Origin of the sequence: Enterobacter sp. Sphag1F, assembly GCF_014193275.1 — a bacterium.
Classification (GTDB): Bacteria; Pseudomonadota; Gammaproteobacteria; order Enterobacterales; family Enterobacteriaceae; genus Pantoea; species Pantoea symbiotica.
Genome location: NZ_JACHZD010000002.1, coordinates 793,402 through 814,270, shown reverse-complemented (window position 1 = coordinate 814,270; position 20,869 = coordinate 793,402). Strand labels below are relative to the sequence as shown.

Annotated in this window: 17 protein-coding genes and 7 tRNA genes; 3 read left to right on the top strand and 21 right to left on the bottom strand. The window is 53.2% G+C overall.

The genetic code is table 11. The features are described 5' to 3' along the window. Positions 1 to 164 precede the first annotated feature (164 nt). Positions 165 to 647 (top strand): zinc ribbon-containing protein, encoded by a 483-nt coding sequence (locus FHW71_RS09315; RefSeq protein WP_007890691.1) that lies wholly within the window; start codon positions 165 to 167, stop codon positions 645 to 647. A 96-nt stretch (positions 648 to 743) separates the two neighbouring features. Here the strand turns inward: FHW71_RS09315 and FHW71_RS09310 are convergent, their stop codons facing one another. From FHW71_RS09310 to miaB, 9 genes are all read right to left on the bottom strand, one after another. After that, positions 744 to 1,469, bottom strand: a complete 726-nt coding sequence (locus FHW71_RS09310) for an amino acid ABC transporter ATP-binding protein (RefSeq protein ID WP_008103661.1) — start codon at positions 1,467 to 1,469, stop codon at positions 744 to 746. Next, positions 1,470 to 2,147: a glutamate/aspartate ABC transporter permease GltK gene (gltK, locus tag FHW71_RS09305; RefSeq protein ID WP_007890689.1), complete on the bottom strand. Its 678-nt coding sequence runs from the start codon at positions 2,145 to 2,147 to the stop codon at positions 1,470 to 1,472. It abuts the gene before it with no gap. Next, entirely contained in the window at positions 2,147 to 2,887 is a 741-nt protein-coding gene (locus FHW71_RS09300) for an amino acid ABC transporter permease (RefSeq protein ID WP_008103659.1), read from the bottom strand. Before FHW71_RS09300 ends, gltK begins: the two co-directional genes overlap by 1 nt. Positions 2,888 to 3,048: 161 nt before the next feature. Beyond that, complete coding sequence (locus FHW71_RS09295) at positions 3,049 to 3,942, bottom strand: glutamate/aspartate ABC transporter substrate-binding protein (protein WP_061717387.1); 894 nt, start codon at positions 3,940 to 3,942, stop codon at positions 3,049 to 3,051. Positions 3,943 to 4,379: 437 nt separating this feature from the next. Next, complete coding sequence (gene lnt / locus FHW71_RS09290; RefSeq protein WP_179451596.1) at positions 4,380 to 5,906, bottom strand: apolipoprotein N-acyltransferase; 1,527 nt, start codon at positions 5,904 to 5,906, stop codon at positions 4,380 to 4,382. A gap of 4 nt (positions 5,907 to 5,910) precedes the next feature. After that, positions 5,911 to 6,792 carry a CNNM family magnesium/cobalt transport protein CorC gene (gene corC, locus FHW71_RS09285; protein WP_008103653.1) on the bottom strand — a complete coding sequence of 294 codons (882 nt, stop codon included), beginning with the start codon at positions 6,790 to 6,792 and terminating at the stop codon, positions 5,911 to 5,913. 82 nt (positions 6,793 to 6,874) lie between these two features. Then, positions 6,875 to 7,348, bottom strand: a complete 474-nt coding sequence (gene ybeY / locus FHW71_RS09280) for an rRNA maturation RNase YbeY (protein ID WP_061717385.1) — start codon at positions 7,346 to 7,348, stop codon at positions 6,875 to 6,877. Further along, on the bottom strand, positions 7,345 to 8,418 hold the full coding sequence (locus FHW71_RS09275; protein ID WP_008103649.1) for a PhoH family protein: 1,074 nt from the start codon (positions 8,416 to 8,418) through the stop codon (positions 7,345 to 7,347). The genes ybeY and FHW71_RS09275 overlap by 4 nt, the downstream gene beginning before the upstream one ends. 207 nt (positions 8,419 to 8,625) lie before the next feature. Beyond that, a complete protein-coding gene (gene miaB / locus FHW71_RS09270; protein WP_179451594.1) occupies positions 8,626 to 10,050 on the bottom strand; it encodes a tRNA (N6-isopentenyl adenosine(37)-C2)-methylthiotransferase MiaB in 1,425 nt (474 codons plus the stop codon). A 169-nt stretch (positions 10,051 to 10,219) separates the two neighbouring features. On the opposite strand from miaB, the gene ubiF reads away from it, so the two are divergent. After that, complete coding sequence (gene ubiF, locus FHW71_RS09265; protein ID WP_179451592.1) at positions 10,220 to 11,392, top strand: 3-demethoxyubiquinol 3-hydroxylase; 1,173 nt, start codon at positions 10,220 to 10,222, stop codon at positions 11,390 to 11,392. Between the two features lie 87 nt (positions 11,393 to 11,479). On the opposite strand, the gene FHW71_RS09260 is transcribed toward ubiF, so the two are convergent. The 12 genes from FHW71_RS09260 to nagB all read right to left on the bottom strand — a co-directional run bounded on the left by FHW71_RS09260 (position 11,480) and on the right by nagB (position 18,372). Continuing rightward, a tRNA-Gln gene (locus FHW71_RS09260) sits at positions 11,480 to 11,554 on the bottom strand. A 27-nt stretch (positions 11,555 to 11,581) separates the two neighbouring features. Beyond that, positions 11,582 to 11,656, bottom strand: a tRNA-Gln gene (locus FHW71_RS09255). A 6-nt stretch (positions 11,657 to 11,662) separates the two neighbouring features. Then, positions 11,663 to 11,739, bottom strand: a tRNA-Met gene (locus FHW71_RS09250). A 26-nt stretch (positions 11,740 to 11,765) separates the two neighbouring features. Next, positions 11,766 to 11,840 (bottom strand) — tRNA-Gln (locus tag FHW71_RS09245). Positions 11,841 to 11,874: 34 nt separating this feature from the next. Continuing rightward, positions 11,875 to 11,949, bottom strand: a tRNA-Gln gene (locus FHW71_RS09240). Between the two features lie 21 nt (positions 11,950 to 11,970). Further along, positions 11,971 to 12,055: transfer RNA gene (locus tag FHW71_RS09235), tRNA-Leu, on the bottom strand. A gap of 7 nt (positions 12,056 to 12,062) precedes the next feature. Further along, a tRNA-Met gene (locus tag FHW71_RS09230) sits at positions 12,063 to 12,139 on the bottom strand. 215 nt (positions 12,140 to 12,354) lie between these two features. Beyond that, positions 12,355 to 14,022 (bottom strand): asparagine synthase B, encoded by a 1,668-nt coding sequence (gene asnB / locus FHW71_RS09225; protein WP_179451590.1) that lies wholly within the window; start codon positions 14,020 to 14,022, stop codon positions 12,355 to 12,357. 317 nt (positions 14,023 to 14,339) lie between these two features. Further along, entirely contained in the window at positions 14,340 to 15,092 is a 753-nt protein-coding gene (locus tag FHW71_RS09220) for an HAD-IIA family hydrolase (protein ID WP_036649098.1), read from the bottom strand. A 42-nt stretch (positions 15,093 to 15,134) separates the two neighbouring features. After that, the gene (locus tag FHW71_RS09215; protein ID WP_176971379.1) at positions 15,135 to 16,355 is read right to left on the bottom strand and encodes an N-acetylglucosamine repressor; all 1,221 of its coding nucleotides are present in this window, start codon (positions 16,353 to 16,355) and stop codon (positions 15,135 to 15,137) included. A 7-nt stretch (positions 16,356 to 16,362) separates the two neighbouring features. Beyond that, positions 16,363 to 17,511, bottom strand: coding sequence for an N-acetylglucosamine-6-phosphate deacetylase (nagA, locus tag FHW71_RS09210; RefSeq protein ID WP_061717381.1), 1,149 nt, complete (start codon positions 17,509 to 17,511; stop codon positions 16,363 to 16,365). 60 nt (positions 17,512 to 17,571) lie between these two features. Next, positions 17,572 to 18,372: a glucosamine-6-phosphate deaminase gene (nagB, locus tag FHW71_RS09205; RefSeq protein WP_110865725.1), complete on the bottom strand. Its 801-nt coding sequence runs from the start codon at positions 18,370 to 18,372 to the stop codon at positions 17,572 to 17,574. A 337-nt stretch (positions 18,373 to 18,709) separates the two neighbouring features. Between nagB and nagE the strand changes: the two genes are divergently transcribed. After that, complete coding sequence (nagE, locus tag FHW71_RS09200) at positions 18,710 to 20,743, top strand: N-acetylglucosamine-specific PTS transporter subunit IIBC (RefSeq protein ID WP_179451588.1); 2,034 nt, start codon at positions 18,710 to 18,712, stop codon at positions 20,741 to 20,743. The last annotated feature ends 126 nt before the right edge of the window (positions 20,744 to 20,869 follow it).

Below are 20,869 nucleotides of genomic sequence, written 5' to 3'. Positions count from 1 at the left end.
CCCATAAGGCTGCGCCTCAACAACTTTTCACGCCCTCGCAGGCCGGATTTCTGCCGAATGCGCCGCCGCTTTCACCCTTTTGTGATTTCTCCGGTTGCTGCCCATGCAATTGTGACAAAACCGCTAAACTTAACAGCAGTATCCGCAGCGGAAAGGAGAACAAAATGAATAACGTGGCGCAGGAATACCGTGCAACGATTGAAGCATTATCCCAGCGATTGGATCATGGCGAGCGCGATGTTGATGCGCTTGTGGCCGAGGCGCGTCAAAGTTTGCTGGCGAAAAAAACGCTGTCACCCGCCGAGGTGAATGAAGTAATGCGTGCCGTGCGCCGTGATTTACACGAGTTTGCGCTGAGCTATCAGGAGTCTTCTGATGTGGTTGGCGATTCGGTGTTTTTGCGCGTAATCCGCGAAAGCCTATGGAAAGAACTGGCGGATATCACCGATAAAAGTCAGCTCGAGTGGCGTGAGGTGTTTCAGGATTTGCGCCATCACGGCGTTTATCAGAGCGGCGAAGTGGTGGGGCTGGGGAATTTAGTCTGTGAGAAGTGCGGCTTCACGCGGGCGATTTATACGCCAGAGAGCTTAACGCGCTGCCCGGAGTGTGGGCACGATCAGTTCCAGCGTCAGCCGTTTGAACCCTGATGAAAGGTAGCCAGGTCGTCATTAATGACGACCCTACAAAAGTGAGGTGATTTTGTAGGGTGCGCATTAATGCGCACCTGGCTTGAGGATATGGAATCAGTGCAGAATCTTCGCCAGGAAGTCTTTGGCACGATCGGATTGCGGGTTGTTAAAGAAGTCATCCTTATTGGTGTCTTCGATAATTTTCCCTTCATCCATAAAGATCACGCGGTTGGCGACTTTGCGCGCAAAGCCCATCTCATGCGTCACCACCATCATGGTCATGCCTTCATTCGCCAGCTCAACCATCACGTCCAATACTTCGTTGATCATTTCAGGGTCAAGTGCTGACGTCGGCTCATCAAACAGCATCGCCACCGGATCCATACACAACGCACGCGCGATTGCCACGCGCTGCTGCTGTCCACCAGAAAGCTGGCCAGGAAACTTATCCGCGTGCGCAGAGAGCCCAACGCGTTTTAGCAGGCCTTGTGCTTTCTCACGCGAGGCTGCTTTATCACGCTTCAGCACTTTAACCTGCGCCAGCGTCAGGTTCTCAATGATGCTGAGATGCGGAAACAGCTCAAAGTGCTGGAACACCATGCCGACTTTGCTGCGCAGTTGAGCAAGGTTGGTTTTTTTGTTGTTCACTTCGGTGCCGGTCACCTGAATGCTGCCCTTTTGAATCGGCTCCAGGCCGTTCACGGTTTTAATCAGCGTTGATTTACCTGAGCCAGACGGACCGCAGACCACCACCACTTCACCTTTTTTCACTTCGGTGGAGCAGTCGGTCAGCACCTGAAAGTGCCCATACCACTTTGAAACATTTTTCAGGCTAATCATTTAAACCGTCCTCTTTCTTTTCAGATAGGTAACCAACAGCGAAGCGCTCAGGCTGATCACGAAGTAGACCAGACCAGCAAACAAAATCATTTCAACCTGGGTTCCGTCACGCTCACCAATGGTTGACGCGGTGCGGAAGAAATCAGCCAGGCTCAGTACATAGACCAGCGAGGTATCCTGGAACAGCACGATGCCCTGGGTTAGCAGCAGCGGCACCATGGCGCGGAACGCCTGCGGCAGCACGATGAGTTTCATCGATTGCCAGTGCGTCATGCCGAGCGCCAACGCGGCATTGGATTGCCCACGTGAGATGCTCTGAATACCGGCACGGATGATTTCCGAATAGTACGCCGCTTCAAAGAGCGCAAATGCCACCATGGCGGAAATCAGGCGGATATCCGATTTAGGCGATAAGCCCAGCACCTGCTGCAGGAACGCGGGCACCACCAGATAAAACCACAGCAGCACCATCACCAAGGGTACGGAGCGGAACAGGTTGACGTACAGCTTGGCAAACCAGCGCACCGGCGCGATCGGCGACAAACGCATCACCGCCAAAATCGTGCCCCAGATAATGCCAAACACCACGGCAATCGCGGTGATCTTGAAGGTGATGATTAACCCATTCCATAAATAAGGCAGGCTGGGAACAATCGAACTCCAGTCAAACTCGTACATTATTTGCCTCCCATATTGCCAGGCAGGCGAATTTTGCGTTCTACCACACTCATAATCAGCATGATCACCAGGTTAATGCCGACGTACGCCAGAGTGATGGCGGTAAAGGATTCATAGGCATGCGCGGAGTAATCCAGCAGCTTGCCGGCTTGCGCGGCCATATCCACCAAACCGATGGTCGAGGCGATCGCCGAGTTCTTCACCAGGTTAAGCATTTCCGAGGTCATCGGCGGCACAATCACGCGATACGCATTCGGCAACAGCACATAGCGGTAGGTTTGCGGCAGCGTCAGGCCCATCGCTAAACCCGCATTTTTCTGACCGCGTGGCAGCGACTGAATCGCTGCGCGCACCTGTTCACAGACGCGCGCAGCGGTGAACAAGCCCAGACAGATAGTGGAAGAGAGGAAGAACTGAATGTTTGGATCCAGCTCCGACTTAAACCACATGCCCAGCTTTTCGCCCACCAGTTCTGGCGCCACCAGATACCAGAAGAAGAACTGCACAATCAGCGGGATATTACGGAACAGTTCCACGTAGCAGGTGCCAATCGCCGCCAGCAGGCGGTTGGGCACGGTACGCAGAATGCCAAATAAGGAACCTACCAGGAAGGCGATAATCCAGGCGCAGCAGGACACCGCAATGGTGACCTGAAAACCGGACCACAGCCAGCCGAGGTAAGTCGTATTGCCGAACGGGGCCTGTTCAAGAAAAATGCCCCAGTTCCAATCGATACCCATAACGAGCTCCGGTAAAAAAAGGGTAGCGAGGCTACCCATAAGATTGTTGAGCGGTGTCTTGCATCCTGCTTCAGGGGAACGGCCTGTTACAGTCTGTCTGTCCGCACCGCATGTTCAGCAATCGAGAGGGCAGCGGGGCTGCCCTTGTTGTCGTTGTTAATTCAGAGTGCTTTGTCGTTCGGTGCTTTGAACAGGGCCTGCATATCGCTTGAGAGTTCGAAGTTCAGGTTCAGATTCTTCGGTGGAATCGGCTGTTTGAACCAGGTTTCAAACCATTTTGAGGCTTCGCCAGAGGTCTGCGCTTTAGCAATGGTTTCATCCATCAGCTGTTTGAACTGTGGATCCTGATTGCGCAGCATGCAGCCGTAAGCTTCTTTCGACTGCGGTGTACCCACGATGTCCCAGTTGTCTGGCTTCTTGGCTTTGGCACGTTCACCCGCCAGCAGCGCGTCATCCATCATGAAGGCCACAGCACGACCGGTTTCCAGCGTACGGAAAGAATCGCCATGGTCTTTCGCGCTGATGATGCGCATATCCATTTTCTGCTCGTCGTTCAGTTTGTGCAGCAGAACTTCAGAAGTGGTACCGGAGGTCACGACAACGGTTTTGCCCTTCAGATCTGGGAAATCTTTGATGTCGCCGCCTTTTTTCACCAGCAGACGCGTACCGATGATGAATACGGTGTCAGAGAATGCCGCTTGCTTCTGGCGCTCCAGGTTGTTGGTGGTAGAACCGCACTCAAAATCGTAAGTCCCGTTCTGCAACAGTGGAATACGGTTCTGAGAGGTAATCGGCAGCATTTTAATCTGCAAATCAGGCTTATTCAGTTTGGCCTTGATAGCCGCGATGATGGCGTTTGAATAATCCTGTGAATAGCCAACCACTTTTTGCTGGTTGTCATAGTAAGAAAAGGGAACTGATGATTCACGATGCCCAACGACGATCACGCCGCTATCATTGATTTTTTTCAGGGTACCGGTGAGATCTTCCGCCTGGGCCGCTCCCGCTGCTGCTCCCAACAGCAAAAGAGATAATGCCACTTTGCGTATCTGCATGTTCCAACTCCTTCGTATGGATGTCGCGCAGAACATAAACTGCGCAGATTGTGATGTTGTGTGTATTTCGTGCTGCTTTTTTAGTTATCCCATAGCGCAACTGCACGCAGGATAGTGATTAACATAGCGAATTGTTAACGCAATGAAACAAAAAAGTTTCTTTTTTGCGAGCCGCTCCGCACCAATAAAAGGCAAAAATTCACCAATGCGCTAATAGAGTGCGCATCATTGCCATAAATTAGTGCGTAAAGGTTGCATTACGCTGACAAAAGCCGATGTTTGCAAAAATCACTGAAATAAATAGCAATGATCGTGCCAGCACGATGAATAAGTGTAAAAAGCCAGCAGAGAATCGGGGAAAGCACAACGGAAGGAAGAGAAAACAGCGCATAAAAAAGGCGAAGTATTCACTTCGCCTGTTTGCGTAGCAGCCTGAACTAATGGCGACGGCGCAGAATGGCTATAACAATGCCAATCAGCGTCAACATCCACACCGGCCAGATGCCTGCTTTGGCATAGGGTGTTTCGCCGGTTGTTGGCGTCACTTTGGCTTCCAGCACATCGCGCGTGAACTGCGGCAGCTCTTTCTGCACCTCACCGTTGGCATTCACCACCGCAGTGACACCATTATTGGTGGAGCGCAGTAACGGACGTCCCAGCTCCAGTGCACGCATGCGCGCCATCTGGAAATGCTGCCACGGCCCGATGGAGTGACCGAACCAGGCATCGTTGGAGATCGTCAACAGGAAGTTAGTATCAGGGCGGAAGTTGGCGCGCACTTGCTCACCCAGCACGATCTCATAGCAGATAGCGCTGGTCAGGTTATAACCCGACACTTTGAGCTGCGGCTGGACATAGGCGCCACGGCTGAAAGAGGACATCGGCAAATCGAAAAACGGCGCCAGCGGACGCAGCAACTCTTCCAGCGGCACAAACTCACCAAATGGCACCAGATGATTCTTCTGATAGCGGTTCTGGCTCTGATAGCTGTAAGGCTGCTCGCCACCCAGCACAATCACAGAGTTGTAATCGTGATAACGATTATCGCCTTCTACGCGTGAATCCACGATACCGGTAATCAGTGAGCTGCCGCGTGCACGCAGGTCTGCATCCAGCGCCCGCAGGAACGGTTGCTGGTTGCTTTCCAGATCGGTAATTGCTGATTCGGGCCAGATAATGATCGGCGCTTTGCCGATAAACGGCTGGCTGTATGAGGTGTAAACGCGCAGCGTGTTCAGCAGTTGCTGCGGATCCCACTTCATCGACTGCGGAATATTGCCTTGCACCATCGCAACATCAACGCTGCGTTCCGGCAGCGGCTGATACCACTGCATCATGCGCAGCGGCCACGGCAATAACAGCAGTAGCGCGGCGGCAATCAAACTTTTCACCGTACGATGATGCAGCGCGTGCACCAGCAGGCCCGCGATCACCATCAACAGGAAAGTAATGGTTTCCACACCGGCCAGCGGCGCGAGGCCTTTTAGCGGACCATCGATCTGGCTGTAGCCAAACTGCAGCCACGGAAAACCAGTGAGCACCCAACCGCGCAGGAACTCGCTAATCTGCCACAGTGCTGGTGCCGCTAAAGCCAAACGCCAGATTGTGGCGCGCGGCCAGAAACGGTTGAGCACGATGGCAAACAGCATTGGATAAAGCGACAGATAGGCCGCCAGCAGAATCACCAGGAAGATATTCACCGGGCCGGGCATACCGCCAAAGGTGGCGATGCTGACGTAAACCCAGTTGATGCCGCTGCCAAACAGTCCAAAGCCCCAAACGAAACCGATCGCCGCTGCCTGCGCAGTGCGGCGTTCCAGCAGCAACAGTTGCAGACCAAACAGCGAAATTAATGCAGCGGGCCAGAAATCATAGGGGGAAAAGGAAAGGGTGCCAATGGCACCCGTAATTAACGCCAGCAGCAGGCGAACCCGCTGCTGCGAGTAAAGAGAGGCTAAAGCCATAAAATTATTCGTCTTCCAGTTGCGGTTGTGGTGAGTCTTCCGGAATTTTTACATGCACCTGGATGATACGGCGGCTGTCAGCCATGGCGACTTTGAACTGATAGCCATCAATGACAATACTTTCGCCGCGAGCGGGAAGGTGGCCGAATCCCTGCATGACCAATCCGCCAATGGTATCGACTTCGTCATCGCTGAAATCGGTGCCAAAGACCTCATTAAAATCTTCAATTTGCGTCAAGGCGCGCATGGTATAGGTGTAACGATTGAGCTGACGGATATCACGATCTTCTTCATCGTCATACTCATCTTCAATTTCGCCGACAATCAGCTCAAGAATATCTTCAATGGTCACCAGACCGGAGACGCCACCAAATTCATCAATGACAATCGCCATGTGATAACGCTGCGAGCGGAACTCCTTCAGCATGCGATCGACGCGCTTGCTTTCAGGTACCACTACAGCGGTGCGCAGCACTTTTTCGATGCTGAACGGCTCAGACGCGCTGGCCATAAACGGCAGCAGGTCTTTGGCCATCAAAATGCCTTCAACGTGATCTTTGTCTTCGCTGATCACCGGGAAGCGTGAGTGCGCAGATTCAATAATCACCGCAAGGCACTCTTCCAGAGTTTGATTGCGTTTCAGGGTGATCATTTGCGAGCGTGGGATCATGATGTCGCGCACGCGCTGTTCGGCAATATCCAGCACACCTTCGAGCATGTCGCGGGTGTCCTGATCGATCAGCTCTTTTTGCTCAGAATCGCGGATTAACCCCAGCAGTTCATCACGGTTTTTAGGTTCACCGTGAAACAGTTGGTTGATTAACAGGGAGAAAAATCCCTTTTTACTACTGGGTGCGTCGCTGTTTTGAGAATGGTCGTCGCTCATGGCGTTTTTATTTAGTTCTCTCTAATGAGGGATTGGGGCTGCCGGCATCCGCGCCAGCAGCGCAATAACCTGAACCAGCGGCTCAGGCGTCTTCTTTCTCCGAAATGTACGGATCAGGATAACCAAGAGCAAGCATTATCTCGGTCTCCAGCGCCTCCATCTCCTCGGCTTCTTCATCTTCGATATGGTCGTAACCCAGCAGATGCAGCGTCCCGTGCACCACCATATGCGCCCAGTGAGCGTCGACGGTTTTGCCTTGTTCAGCAGCCTCTTGCTCGACAACCTGGCGGCAAATAATCAAATCGCCGAGCAACGGCAGTTCAATTCCCGGTGGTGCTTCAAACGGGAATGACAGCACGTTGGTCGGCTTATCTTTGCCTCGATAAGTCAGATTAAGCTCATTACTCTCAGCTTCATCCACCAGACGAATCGTGACTTCGCTTTCTGGTTGAAACGGCGTTACCGCCGCTTCCAGCCAGCGTTGAAAATCACTCTCCGCCGGCAGATGATTTTCATCGGCGCAGGCCAGTTGTAAATCAAGAATCACCGCGCTCATGAACGCTCCTGCGGGCTGGTTTGGCTGGCAAGCTGAGCTGCGATAGCTTCGCGTTTGCGCTCTTCTGCCTGTTGATCACGGCGTTTCTGGTCGGCGGTTTCCCAGGCTTCATAAGCATTCACGATGCGTGCGACAACCGGATGACGCACCACGTCCTCGCTGTGGAAAAAGTTAAAGCTAATTTCATCGACTTCTGCCAGCACTTCAATGGCGTGGCGCAGGCCGGATTTGGTGCTGCGCGGCAAGTCAATCTGCGTGATGTCGCCGGTAATGACCGCTTTGGAATTGAAGCCGATACGCGTCAGGAACATCTTCATCTGTTCGATGGTGGTGTTCTGGCTCTCATCGAGAATCACAAAGGCGTCGTTGAGCGTACGTCCGCGCATGTAGGCCAGCGGAGCCACCTCAATCACGTTGCGTTCAATCAGCTTCTCTACGCGCTCAAAGCCGAGCATTTCGAACAGCGCGTCGTATAGCGGGCGCAGATAGGGATCGACCTTCTGGCTGAGATCGCCGGGCAGGAAGCCGAGTTTTTCCCCGGCTTCAACCGCAGGACGCGTCAGCAGAATACGGCGAATCTCCTGACGTTCCAGCGCATCCACTGCCGCAGCGACCGCCAGATAGGTTTTACCGGTACCGGCCGGGCCGATACCAAAGGTGATGTCGTGCGCGAAGATATTGGCGATGTACTGCGCCTGATTAGGCGTACGCGGTTTAATCACGCCGCGCTTAGTCTTGATGTTCACCGCTTTGCCGAACTCCGGCACGCTCTCAGCGCTCTGTTCCAGCACGCGGCTCTCTTTGATCGCCAGGTGAATCTGGTCCGGTTCGATATCTTTGATCTGACCGCGCATCGGGGCGGTATCAACGTACAGCGTGCGCAGGATATTGACGGCGGCGTCCACACACAGCGAGCGGCCAGTGAGCGTGAACTGGTTATCGCGGCGTTTGATTTCAAGGCCCAAACGGCGCTCCAGCTGTTTCACATTGTCATCCATCGGACCGCACAAGCTCATCAGTCGTTGGTTATCTGCCGGTTCAAGGGCGATTTCACGCGTTTCGATATTCAAATGAATCCTTAAGGTCACTCAGGGCCAGTTGAAAAAGTGTGCCGGATGCTGAAGAGCAATCTCTCAACATCTTTATGGAATTATTTATGGCGCTACGCCGAGGCGCAAGCTTCAGAAACGATATTTGGGCAGCACTTGTGGAAAGCAAGGGCTTTAGGATGAAACAGGCGACAGCGCTTTGTGCGCTGCCGCTCAACGTTCGAGGTTTCAAGGCTGGAACATACCGACGCCGATGTCGTTCTCTTTGCGGGTGCGAGCAATCACCGAAGCCGGGCTTTCGGCCACACGTAGCGCCATTTGATCTTCGGTGCGCACCAGCACGCCGCGAAGGGAGCTGGCATAGACATCAACAATTTCGACATCAACAAACTTACCGATCATTTCTACCGGCGCTTCAAAGTTCACCACGCGGTTATTATCCGTGCGGCCGGTCAGCTCCATCACATTCTTACGTGAAATGCCTTCCACCAGCACGCGCTGTGTGGTGCCCAGCATGCGGCGGCTCCACGCCATCACCTGCTGATTGATGCGGTCCTGCAGAATGAAGAGACGCTGCTTTTTCTCCTCTTCTGTCACATCGTCGGGCAGATCGGCGGCCGGCGTGCCCGGGCGCATGGAGTAGATAAAGCTGAAGCTGACATCGAAATTCACTTCGCCAACCAGTTTCATGGTCTGCTCAAAATCCTGCTGCGTTTCGCCGGGGAATCCAATGATGAAATCCGAGCTCAGCTGGATATCCGGACGCGCGGCTTTCAGCTTGCGGATAATCGCTTTGTACTCGAGTGCGGTGTGCGCGCGCTTCATCAGCGTCAGGATGCGGTCCGAACCGCTCTGTACCGGCAGGTGCAGAAAACTCGCCAGCTCTGGCGTATCGCGGTAAACCTCGATGATGTCATCGGTGAATTCAATTGGATGGCTGGTGGTGAAGCGAATTCGGTCAATGCCGTCGATCGCCGCCACTAAGCGCAGCAATTCAGCAAATGTGCAGATGTCGCCATCAAAAGTGGCACCGCGATAGGCGTTGACGTTCTGGCCCAGCAGGTTAACTTCACGCACGCCCTGAGCGGCAAGCTGAGCGATTTCCAGCAGAATATCGTCGCTCGGACGGCTGACTTCCTCGCCGCGGGTGTAAGGCACCACGCAGAAAGTACAATATTTGTTGCAGCCTTCCATGATCGACACAAAGGCGGTTGGGCCATCGGCGCGCGGTTCTGGCAGGCGGTCAAACTTCTCAATTTCCGGGAAGCTGATGTCAACAACCGGGCTTTTGCTGCCGCGCACGGTGTTAATCATCTCCGGCAGACGATGCAACGTTTGCGGGCCAAAGACAATATCGACGTAACTGGCGCGCTGACGCAGGCGTTCGCCTTCCTGTGAGGCGACACAGCCACCCACGCCGATGATCAGATCGGGATTGGTTGCTTTCAGCTTTTTCCAACGGCCTAACAGAGCAAAAACCTTCTCCTGCGCCTTTTCACGAATAGAGCAGGTGTTGAGCAGCAGAACGTCCGCATCTTCAGCTTCCTCGGTTAAGGTGTAGCCGTGCGTACTGTTCAGCAGATCGGCCATCTTTGATGAATCGTATTCATTCATCTGACAGCCCCAGGTTTTGATGTGCAGTTTTTTGGTCATCGAACTAGCCATTGATTCAAGCGAAGTGCAGGGCGCGTATTGTAATGCTTCGACGCTGTTGTTACCAGGCTTCACGCATCTGCATCGCATCGCGCGGCTAATTTCCGGTACACTTTAGCTATCAACGTGATGCTGGAAGGCCTCACGGCAAAAAGAAGGATTAGAGTCGATGCAGGATTCACATTTTGATGTGGTGATCGTGGGTGGTGGCATGGTCGGTGCGGCGCTGGCATGTGGTCTGGCGCAGCAGCAGTTCCGCGTAGCGGTGATTGAACGGGCGGAACCCGCAATCTTTGATGCCAGCAGCGAGCCGGATGTGCGCATCTCCGCCATTGGTGCCTCTTCGGTAGCGTTGCTGCAGCAACTGAATGTTTGGCAGCGCGTGCAGGCGATGCGCTGTGCACCCTATCGTCAGCTGGAAACCTGGGAGTGGCAAAACGCGCATGTGAAGTTTGATGCGGCGTCGCTTGGGCTGCCTGAGCTGGGCTTTATGGTGGAAAACAGCGTGCTGCAACGTGCGCTGTGGGAAAAAATGCAGGAAGAGGGCATCACGCTGATCTGCCCGGCGAGTTTACAGGGTTTGCAGCCGCACCGCGCTGGCTGGCATGTGCAACTGGATAACGGTCAAACGCTGGATGCGCGTTTAGTGGTCGGCGCAGATGGTGCTAACTCGCGTGTGCGGCAGTTAGCGGGCATTGGCGTACGGGGTTGGAACTATGCGCAATCCTGCATGCTGATCAGCGTGGAGTGCGAGCAGGATGCTGGCGATTCCACCTGGCAGCAGTTTACGCCACAAGGGCCGCGCGCTTTCCTGCCGCTGTTTGATCGTCGTGCTTCGCTGGTGTGGTACGACGCGCCCGCGCGCATCCGTCAGCTGCAAAGTTTGCCACTCCAGCAACTGGAGAAAGAGATTTATGCCCACTTCCCAGCACGTGTTGGGCGTATTCGGGTGAAAACCGCCGCCTCTTTCCCGCTGGTGCGACGCCATGCCACGCGGTATGTGATGCCGGGATTGGCGCTGGTGGGCGATGCGGCGCATACCATCAATCCGCTGGCCGGGCAGGGCGTTAATCTGGGTTATCGGGATGTGGATGCGTTGATCACGACGTTGGTCGAGGCGCGCAACCAGGCTGAACTCTGGTCATCGGACGCTGTGCTACAGCGCTATCATCGCCAGCGTTATAAGGACAACTTACTGATGCAAGGTGGGATGGATCTGTTCTACTTCGCGTTTAGCAATAAGCTGCCGCCGCTGCGCTTTGCACGTAACCTGGCGCTGATTGCGGCAGAGAATGCCGGAGCGTTGAAACGCAAAGTGCTGCGTTACGCATTAGGTTTGTGATCGTAGGGAGCGTATTTATGCGCTCCTGATTAATCCCCGAACGCAGAAAACAATAAAGCCCGCATAAGCGGGCTTTATTGTGCAATTTGGCTGGGGTGCAGGGATTCGAACCCCGGAATGCTGGTATCAGAAACCAGTGCCTTACCGCTTGGCGACACCCCAATAGGTGTTTTATCAAATTGTCTTTTTTGGCTGGGGTGCAGGGATTCGAACCCCGGAATGCTGGTATCAGAAACCAGAGCCTTACCGCTTGGCGACACCCCAATAATTTGGTGGCTACGACGGGATTTGAACCTGTGACCCCATCATTATGAGTGATGTGCTCTAACCAGCTGAGCTACGTAGCCTTTGTACTGCTTACTGCGTCCGACGATGGCTGGGATACCTGGATTCGAACCAGGGAATGCCGGTATCAAAAACCGGTGCCTTACCGCTTGGCGATATCCCATTCGTCGACTTTGTATCCACAACATAATCCGGATTGGCTGGGGTACCAGGATTCGAACCTGGGAATGCTGGTATCAAAAACCAGTGCCTTACCGCTTGGCGATACCCCATCCGGCTGCCGAAGACTGAAATGGTGCGGGAGGCGAGACTTGAACTCGCACACCTTGCGGCGCTAGAACCTAAATCTAGTGCGTCTACCAATTTCGCCACTCCCGCAAAAAGATGGTGGCTACGACGGGATTTGAACCTGTGACCCCATCATTATGAGTGATGTGCTCTAACCAGCTGAGCTACGTAGCCATCTTTTTCGCGTAACCTTCATCGGCGTTGCGGGGCGCATTATGCGTATTGAGTCTTGTAGCGTCAACAATTTTTTTGCCGTTTTTCGCCTTAAAACGCCTGTTTGTCTGGCTTGTAACCAGGCTGGTGATTTATTCGGCAAATTTCAAAGGTTGCACGACAGATTGCATAAAAAAGGGGCTCGATTGAGCCCCTTATCTTGTTGAGTAAAAACCTTATTTATACGCGGACTGATGCACGCCAACGGCACGACCTGAAGGGTCATCCATTGATTTGAATGCTTCATCCCACTCAATCGCTTTAGCCGAAGAACAGGCCACTGATGGACCGCCCGGCACGCACTCTGCGGCGCTGGCAATCGGGAACAACTCTTCAAAGATCTCGCGATACAGATACGCTTCTTTCGAGTTCGGCGTGTTGTACGGGAAGCGGAAGTGCGCAGTCGACAGCTGTTGGTCGGTAATTTGCTTCGCCGCCACTTCTTTCAACGTATCGATCCAGCTGTAGCCAACACCGTCAGAGAACTGCTCTTTCTGACGCCACGCCACGCTCTCTGGCAGATAAGAAGAGAAGCATTCGCGCAGGATGTGTTTTTCCATCTTGCCGTTGCTGCCGCACAGTTTGTCTGCCGGGTTGATGCGCATCGCCACGTCGAGAAATTTCTTGTCGAGGAAGGGTACACGCGCTTCCACGCCCCAAGCGGACATCGCTTTGTTGGCGCGAGCACAGTCAAACATGTGCAGAGCCAGCAGTTTACGCACGTTCTCTTCGTGGAATTCTTTGGCGTTTGGCGCCTTATGGAAATAGAGGTAGCCGCCAAAGACTTCATCTGCACCTTCACCGGACAACACCATTTTGATGCCCATCGCTTTGATCTTACGCGACATTAAATACATCGGCGTTGAGGCGCGAATGGTGGTCACATCATAGGTTTCGATGTGGTAAATCACATCACGAATCGCATCCAGACCTTCCTGCACGGTGAAATGGATTTCGTGGTGCACGGTGCCAAGGTGTTCTGCGACCGATTTCGCCGCTTTCAGATCGGGTGAACCTTCCAGGCCAACCGCGAAGGAGTGCAGCTGCGGCCACCATGCATCGCTTTTATCCGCATCTTCGACGCGTTTTGCAGCAAAGCGTTTGGTCACGGCAGAGATGATGGATGAATCCAGTCCACCAGAAAGCAGCACGCCGTAAGGCACGTCAGACATCAGGTGGCTTTTTACGGACTCTTCCAGCGCATGCTTCAGCTCGGCGGCATCCGTGGTGTTGTGCTCAACGGCGGAATATTCCATCCAGTCACGCTGCCAGTAACGACAGATTTCACCATCGGCGCTCGACATGTAGCTTCCCGGCGGGAACTCTTTGATGCTGCGGCACACCGGCACCAGCGCTTTCATCTCGGAAGCGACATACAGGTTGCCGTGCTCGTCGTTGCCCATATACAGCGGGATAATGCCGATGTGATCGCGGCCAATCAGATATTGTTGCTTCACGCTGTCCCACAGGATGAAGGCGAACATGCCTTGCAGTTCGTCGAGGAAATCGACGCCTTTTTCCTGATACAGCGCGAGGATAACTTCACAGTCAGAACCGGTCTGGAAAGTGTAACGATCGCTCAATTCAGCACGCAGCGCCTGATGGTTGTAAATTTCGCCGTTAACAGCCAGTACGTGGGTGTGGTCAGCGTTATACAGCGGCTGTGCGCCGTTGTTAACGTCAACAATCGACAGACGTTCATGCACCAGAATGGCTTTATCATCTGCATAAACACCTGACCAATCCGGGCCGCGATGACGCATCAGACGAGAGGATTCCAGCGCTTTCTTGCGCAGCTCGATAGGATCGCTTTTCAGATCCAGCACACCAAAAATTGAACACATAACTGACTCCTGATCTCACCTTGTGGTGAAGTTATTTCTACGTTTGTCCGGCAGCCTTGACTGCGTGATGCATAAGAAAATGCGCTAAATGGTGGTGTTAGCGCAAGCATAATTGCGATTCTTTGATAAAAATAATGTTGAGGAGCGAGTAATATTGAATATTATTCAATTAATGCGCTGTTATTTTAGATGATATCTAATGAAATGCCCTTTTTGTTCATTTTGTGGTCACGCTGTGAGCAACAAAGTCAGGCTTAACCCCATAAAAAACAAAAGCCCTGCATGAGCAGGGCTATAAGAAGAGGTGATGGCTGGGATCAGAACAGGTCGATATCGGCTACCGATGGATAAATCCAATCCGGGCGGAAAGGCATGGCATCAATATCACTCAGCGTGGATACGCCAGACAGCACCAGAATGGTTTCCAGACCCGCCTGGAAGCCGGCCAGAATGTCTGTACGCAGATTATCGCCAACGATGACCGTCTCTTCCGAATGCGCATGCATCTTGTTTAACGCCGCGCGCATGATGTACGGACTCGGCTTGCCGACATAAAACGGTTTACGGCCGGAGATGGTTTCGATGCCAGCGCAGAGCGCTCCGCACGCCGGAACAAAGCCGCGCGCGTGGGTATCAGGATTGGTGGCGATAAAACGTGCGCCATTGGCCACAAAGAAAGCAGCTTTATGCATCATCTCCCAGTTGAAGGAGCGCGTTTCACCAACGATAACGAAATCTGGATTGACGTCGGTGATGGTGAAGCCGGCTTTATACAGCTCATGAATCAGCGCACCTTCGCCAATCACGTAGGCTTTTTTCCCTTCCTGGCGGCGCAGGAAATCGGCGGTGGCCATCGCCGAGGTGTAAAACACCGAATCTGGTACGTCAATGCCGGCGTTGGCAAAACGGTTCGCCAGATCCAGCGCGGTTTGTGAAGGATAGTTGGTTAACACCACCAACGGCATATCCTTCGCCAGAATGCGCTGCAGAAATTCGTTCGCGCCGGGAACGGCGGTATTGTCGTGCATCAACACGCCGTCGATGTCACAGATTACGCTTTTAATCGTCATAAATTGCATCCGGTCGGGCCCGCTAAACAAGCAGGCTGGTGATTACTCTTCCAGCAGATGTTGCAGCAAAATGCCATTCAGCATAGCGCGTTTTGCCAGCGCAAAGGCACCAATCGCCGAGCGATGATCGAGCTCGGAACGCACCACCGGCAAGTTTTTACGGAAGGCAGGCAGTGTCTGCGTGTTAATGCACCCTTCAATGGCAGGAAACAGCACTTTATCGGCTTCAGTGATTTCACCGGCCAACACCACTTTTTGTGGATTGAACAAGTTGATGGCGATAGCAATCGCCTTTCCTAAATAGCGGCCGACATACTCAATCACTTCACACGCCAGCGCGTCGCCGTGGTTAGCGGCGCGGCAAATCTGTGGCATCAGGCAGTCATTCAAGGTTAATGAACTGGGATAGCCTTGATTGAGCAGGTGACGCACGCGGTTTTCAATCGCGCCATTCGCTGCAATGGTTTCCAGACAGCCAAAGTTGCCGCAGTGGCAACGTTCACCCAACGGATCGACCTGAATATGGCCAATCTCGCCGACGTTACCGTTACTGCCGAGGAAAATATGGCCGTTGGCGATGATTCCGGCACCGGTTCCGCGGTGTAAACGCACCAGAATGGAGTCTGCGCAATCGCGACTTGCACCGAAGTAGTGCTCGGCCAGCGCCAGGCTGCGAATGTCATGGCCCACAAAGCTGGTGACGTTAAAGCGTTTTTTCAGGCTGGAAACCAGCGGCCAGTGACTTACCGCGATGTGCGGCATATAGCGAATGATGCCGTTAATGGGATCAACCAAACCAGGCAGAATCACTGAGATGGCAATTAGCTCATGAATCTTCCGCTGATGCGCGGCGATAAAGGCGCTGATAGCATTGAACAGCGCATTCTCTAGCGTTTCCTGCGTGCGCTCCGGCAGCGGATAATCTTCCTGCGCCAGCGATTTCCCGCTCAGATCAAACAGCGTCAACGTGGCGTCATTACGCCCTAAGCGCACGCCGATAGTATGAAAATGACGGGTTTCAGTGATGATGGAGATCGCGCGGCGCCCACCGGTGGAGGCTTGTTGCTCCACCTCTTTGATGAGGCCGCGCTCGATGAGCTGGCGGGTAATCTTAGTGACACTGGCGGGCGCAAGCTGACTGTGTTCGGCAATCTGAATGCGCGAAATCGGCCCTTGTTGATCGATTAGCCGATAGACGGCTGCACTATTAAGTTGTTTAACAAGATCAACATTTCCTATTTGAGACTGGCCGCCAGTGGTCATTCAATGCTTACTCGCTGAGGACGTTGTCTCCGTTGACGAACGTCTTAGTGATTTGATAATCGCGGGTAAAGACAGTCAGGTTGGCGACTTTTCCTGCTTCGACCGTGCCTAACTGCTTCTCCACACCCATCGCCTGCGCCGGATAGAGCGTCGCCATACGCAGCGCTTCATCAAGAGCGATACCGCAATGTTCAACGCTGTTCTGCACCGCTTCAATCATGGTCAAGGCAGAACCGCTGAGCGTACCGTTCTCGTCAACGCACAGGCCATCGCGATAGTATATTGTTTTGCCTGCAAAAATGAATTGATCAATCGACGCGCCCGCCGGTGCTGTGGCATCCGTCACTAACACCAGTTTGTCGCCTTTAATGCGTTTTGCATTGCGCACATTAGCGTAATGGACATGTAAACCATCCGCAATGATGCCGCAGTATACATCAGGCGAATCAAACAGCGCACCGATCAGACCTGGCTCACGTCCGGCGAAGGTTGGCATAGCATTATAAAGATGCGTGGCAAAACTGACGCCCGCGCTGAAGCCGATTTTTGCTTCTTCATAGGTCGCGTTGGAGTGACCGGCTGAAACGATGATGCCGGCATCACGTAACTTACGAATCACTTCGCTGCCCGCATTTTCAGGTGCCAGCGTGACTTTAGTGATGACGTCAGCATTGGCGCAGAGGAAATCCACCAGCTTGGCATCCGGCAGGCGAATCAGCTCAGGATTGTGTGTGCCTTTCTTGGCTTTATTCAGCCACGGACCCTCCAGATGCAGGCCGATGGCCTGATTCTGATGCTTCGCCAGATAGGCACGCATGGTTTCGACGGCGCGTTTCATCAGCGCATCGGTGCTGGTAATGAGCGTTGGCAAATAGCTGGTGCAGCCTGATTTCTCGTTGGCACGTTGCATGATCTCCAGCGTCTCAACGCTTAACGCATTGATGTCATCATTGAACTGCACGCCGCCGCAGCCGTTGAGCTGCAAATCAATAAAACCAGGAGCGATAAACGCACCAGCCACATCCTGCTGTGCAATTGCCGCGTCCAGGGCATCACGCGGACACACGCGCTCAATCAGGCCATCTGCAATCACAACTGCATGATTGTCCAGAATTTCATGACCGGTAAAAATCCGGCCGTTCACTAATGCGTACATCGTTTCTCTCTCCCGGCTAAGCCTGCTGCCTGAAAGCAGCAGGTTTTTTACAACGTGTTTTCACACACCTTTCATATTTTCCGCTTCCATTTCGCGGAAATATTTCACGGTTTTCACTTTCAGTTCCATGGTGGCGGGTTCGTCACAGACCACGACAGATTTGGCATGCAGCTGCAGACAGCTGATGGTCCACATGTGGTTAACGTTACCTTCAACCGCCGCCTGCAGCGCTTGCGCTTTCAGATGGCCGGTAACCAGAATCATCACTTCTTCTGCATCCAGCAGCGTACCGACACCAACCGTCAGGGCGTATTTCGGCACCTGATCCACATCACCGTTAAAGAAACGTGAGTTTGCAATGCGCGTATCGTGCGTCAGGGTTTTGATGCGGGTACGTGAGGAGAGGGAGGAAGCCGGTTCGTTGAAGGCGATGTGACCATCGTTGCCCACGCCGCCCATAAACAGGTTAATTTTGCCGTAAGCGCGGATCTTCTCTTCGTATTGGCGACATTCTGCGTCAATATCTTCGGCATTGCCATTCAGAAGATTGATATTTTGCTGTTGAATATCAACATGATCGAAAAAGTTACGGTACATGAAGCTGTGGTAACTTTCCGGATGCTCTTTTGGCAGGCCAACGTACTCATCCATGTTGAAGGTGACAACGTGCTTGAAACTAACCTGGCCCGCTTTGTGCATGTCGATCAGGTGCTTGTAAGCTTCCAGTGGCGTTCCACCGGTTGGCAGACCCAGCACGAAGGGACGTTCTGCGCTAGGCTTAAACGCATTAATGCGGTTAACAATGTGGCGTGCAGCCCATTTACCCACTTGGGTCGGTGTGGCCAAAGGGATCAGTCTCATGTCTTCACCTCAATTAAGATTGGAAATGTGGAGTTGCCGTTTCTCTGAAAGTTTTCTGCCTTTAAGCGTAATGCGTTTAAGCGTAGCCATCCGGGAAAAGTGCGACTCGATATTTTTCATCATAAAATAAGTTTGTGGTGCTGGCTAGCATTTCGCATTATCAAACCACCATTTTGGTGATTAAAGTCACAGTTGCAGTGGTTTTAATTTGCGAGGCGAATTAATTTGTCTTTACACTGCGCCACGTGGTGAAAAGTGTCATCAAGGTACCGGGCGACGGGATAATAAAATCAACCTGCGCCACGGCAAAACGCCAGTCTCATAGGGGGAGAATAAGGTGAGTGTATTAGGATATCTGCAAAAGGTCGGCCGCGCGCTTATGGTGCCGGTAGCGACTCTGCCGGCAGCGGCAATCTTGATGGGCGTTGGATATTGGATCGATCCAGATAGCTGGGGCGCAGGCAATGCGCTGGCGGCACTGTTGATCAAATCCGGTTCGGCGATCATCGACAACATGTCCGTGCTGTTTGCCATTGGTGTGGCGTACGGTATGTCAAAAGATAAAGACGGTGCAGCAGCGTTAACCGGCTTCGTCGGTTTCCTGGTGGTGACCACACTCTGTTCACCGGCTGCGGTCGCGATGATTCAGAAAATACCGGTGGAGCAGGTACCTGCCGCCTTCGGTAAAATCAATAACCAGTTTGTTGGTATCCTGGTGGGTATTCTCTCTGCTGAGGTTTATAACCGCTTCAGCCATGTTGAGTTGCCAAAAGCGCTGTCGTTCTTCAGCGGCCGTCGTCTGGTGCCGATCCTTGTCTCCTTCCTGATGATTGTCGTCGCCTTCGTACTGATGTATGTCTGGCCGATCATTTTCGGTGGACTGGTGAGCTTTGGTGAACACATCCAGAAAATGGGCTCAATCGGTGCGGGCGTCTACGCCTTCTTTAACCGCCTGCTGATTCCTGTTGGTCTGCATCACGCGTTGAACTCGGTATTCTGGTTCGACGTTGCCGGTATCAACGATATTCCTAAATTCCTCGGCGGCGCGCAGTCTATCGCTGAAGGTACAGGTATCCCGGGCATCACCGGTCGTTATCAGGCGGGCTTCTTCCCAATCATGATGTTCGGTCTTCCAGGCGCAGCGCTGGCAATTTACCACTGCGCACGCCCGGAAAACCGCGCCAAAGTCGGCGGTATCATGCTGGCAGCGGCCTTTGCCGCCTTCTTTACAGGTATCACCGAACCGCTGGAGTTCTCCTTCATGTTCGTGGCGCCGGTGCTGTATGTGATTCACGCGGCACTGACCGGTCTTTCTGTGTTCATCGCCGCGAGTATGCAGTGGATTGCCGGTTTCGGCTTCAGTGCGGGTCTGGTGGATATGGTGCTGTCAACGCGTAACCCGCTGGCAGTGCACTGGTGGATGCTGATCCCACAAGGCCTGGTGTTCTTCGTTATCTACTACGCGGTGTTCCGCTTCACCATCCAGAAATTCAACCTGATGACGCCGGGCCGCGAACTCTCTGCGGGCGATGAAACCGATGGTTATGACGTAAATGTCGATAACAGCGGCAGCGGTGAAAGCCAAACAGAATCTCTGGCACGTCGTTACATTGCGGCGGTGGGTGGCTCAGAAAACCTGACCCACATCGATGCTTGTATCACTCGTCTGCGTCTGAACGTTAAAGACTCTGCGCAGGTTAATGAGGGTGTGGCTAAGCGTCTCGGTGCTTCCGGTGTGATTCGTCTGAACAAACAAAGCGTGCAGGTTATCGTCGGTACTCAGGCAGAAAGCATTGCGATGGCAATGAAAACTGTCCTGAGCAAAGGTCCGGTTGCGGCATCCGCTGCCGCGTCAACGGCTGCGCCTGCTGCTGAAGTAAAACCTCAGGCCGTGCTGAACAGTGAAAAAGCCGTCATTGCCACGCTGCTGGCGCCGGTCACCGGTGACATTGTTGCGCTGGAAAATGTGCCTGACGAAGCGTTCGCCAGCAAGGCAGTCGGTGATGGTCTGGCGATCAAACCAACCGATAAAACCGTGGTTGCGCCAACCGCCGGAACCGTGGTGAAGATCTTCAATACCAACCATGCGTTCTGCCTTGAAGCGGAAAACGGTGTCGAGATCGTAGTGCACATGGGTCTGGATACGGTGGCGCTGGAAGGTAAAGGCTTCACGCGTTTGGTTGAAGAGGGCGCAACGGTCACTGCAGGCCAGCCAATCCTGGAAATGGATTTGGACTTCCTCAATGCCAACGCCCGCTCGATGATCAGTCCGGTTGTGGTCAGCAACAGCGATGATTTCGCTGGTCTGAATTTACTGGCAACCGGTTCAGTGGTTGCAGGCCAAACCCCGCTGTACGAGGTTAAAGGCTAAGTCCTTGTGATTGAGCCAGAAGGCAGGAAGCGATTCCTGCCTTTTTTGTTTTAAAACGACCAACAAACGGTTGTTTCCCTCCTGCGCTTTGTGGATCATACTCCGTTACTTCGTGGTACAAATCAC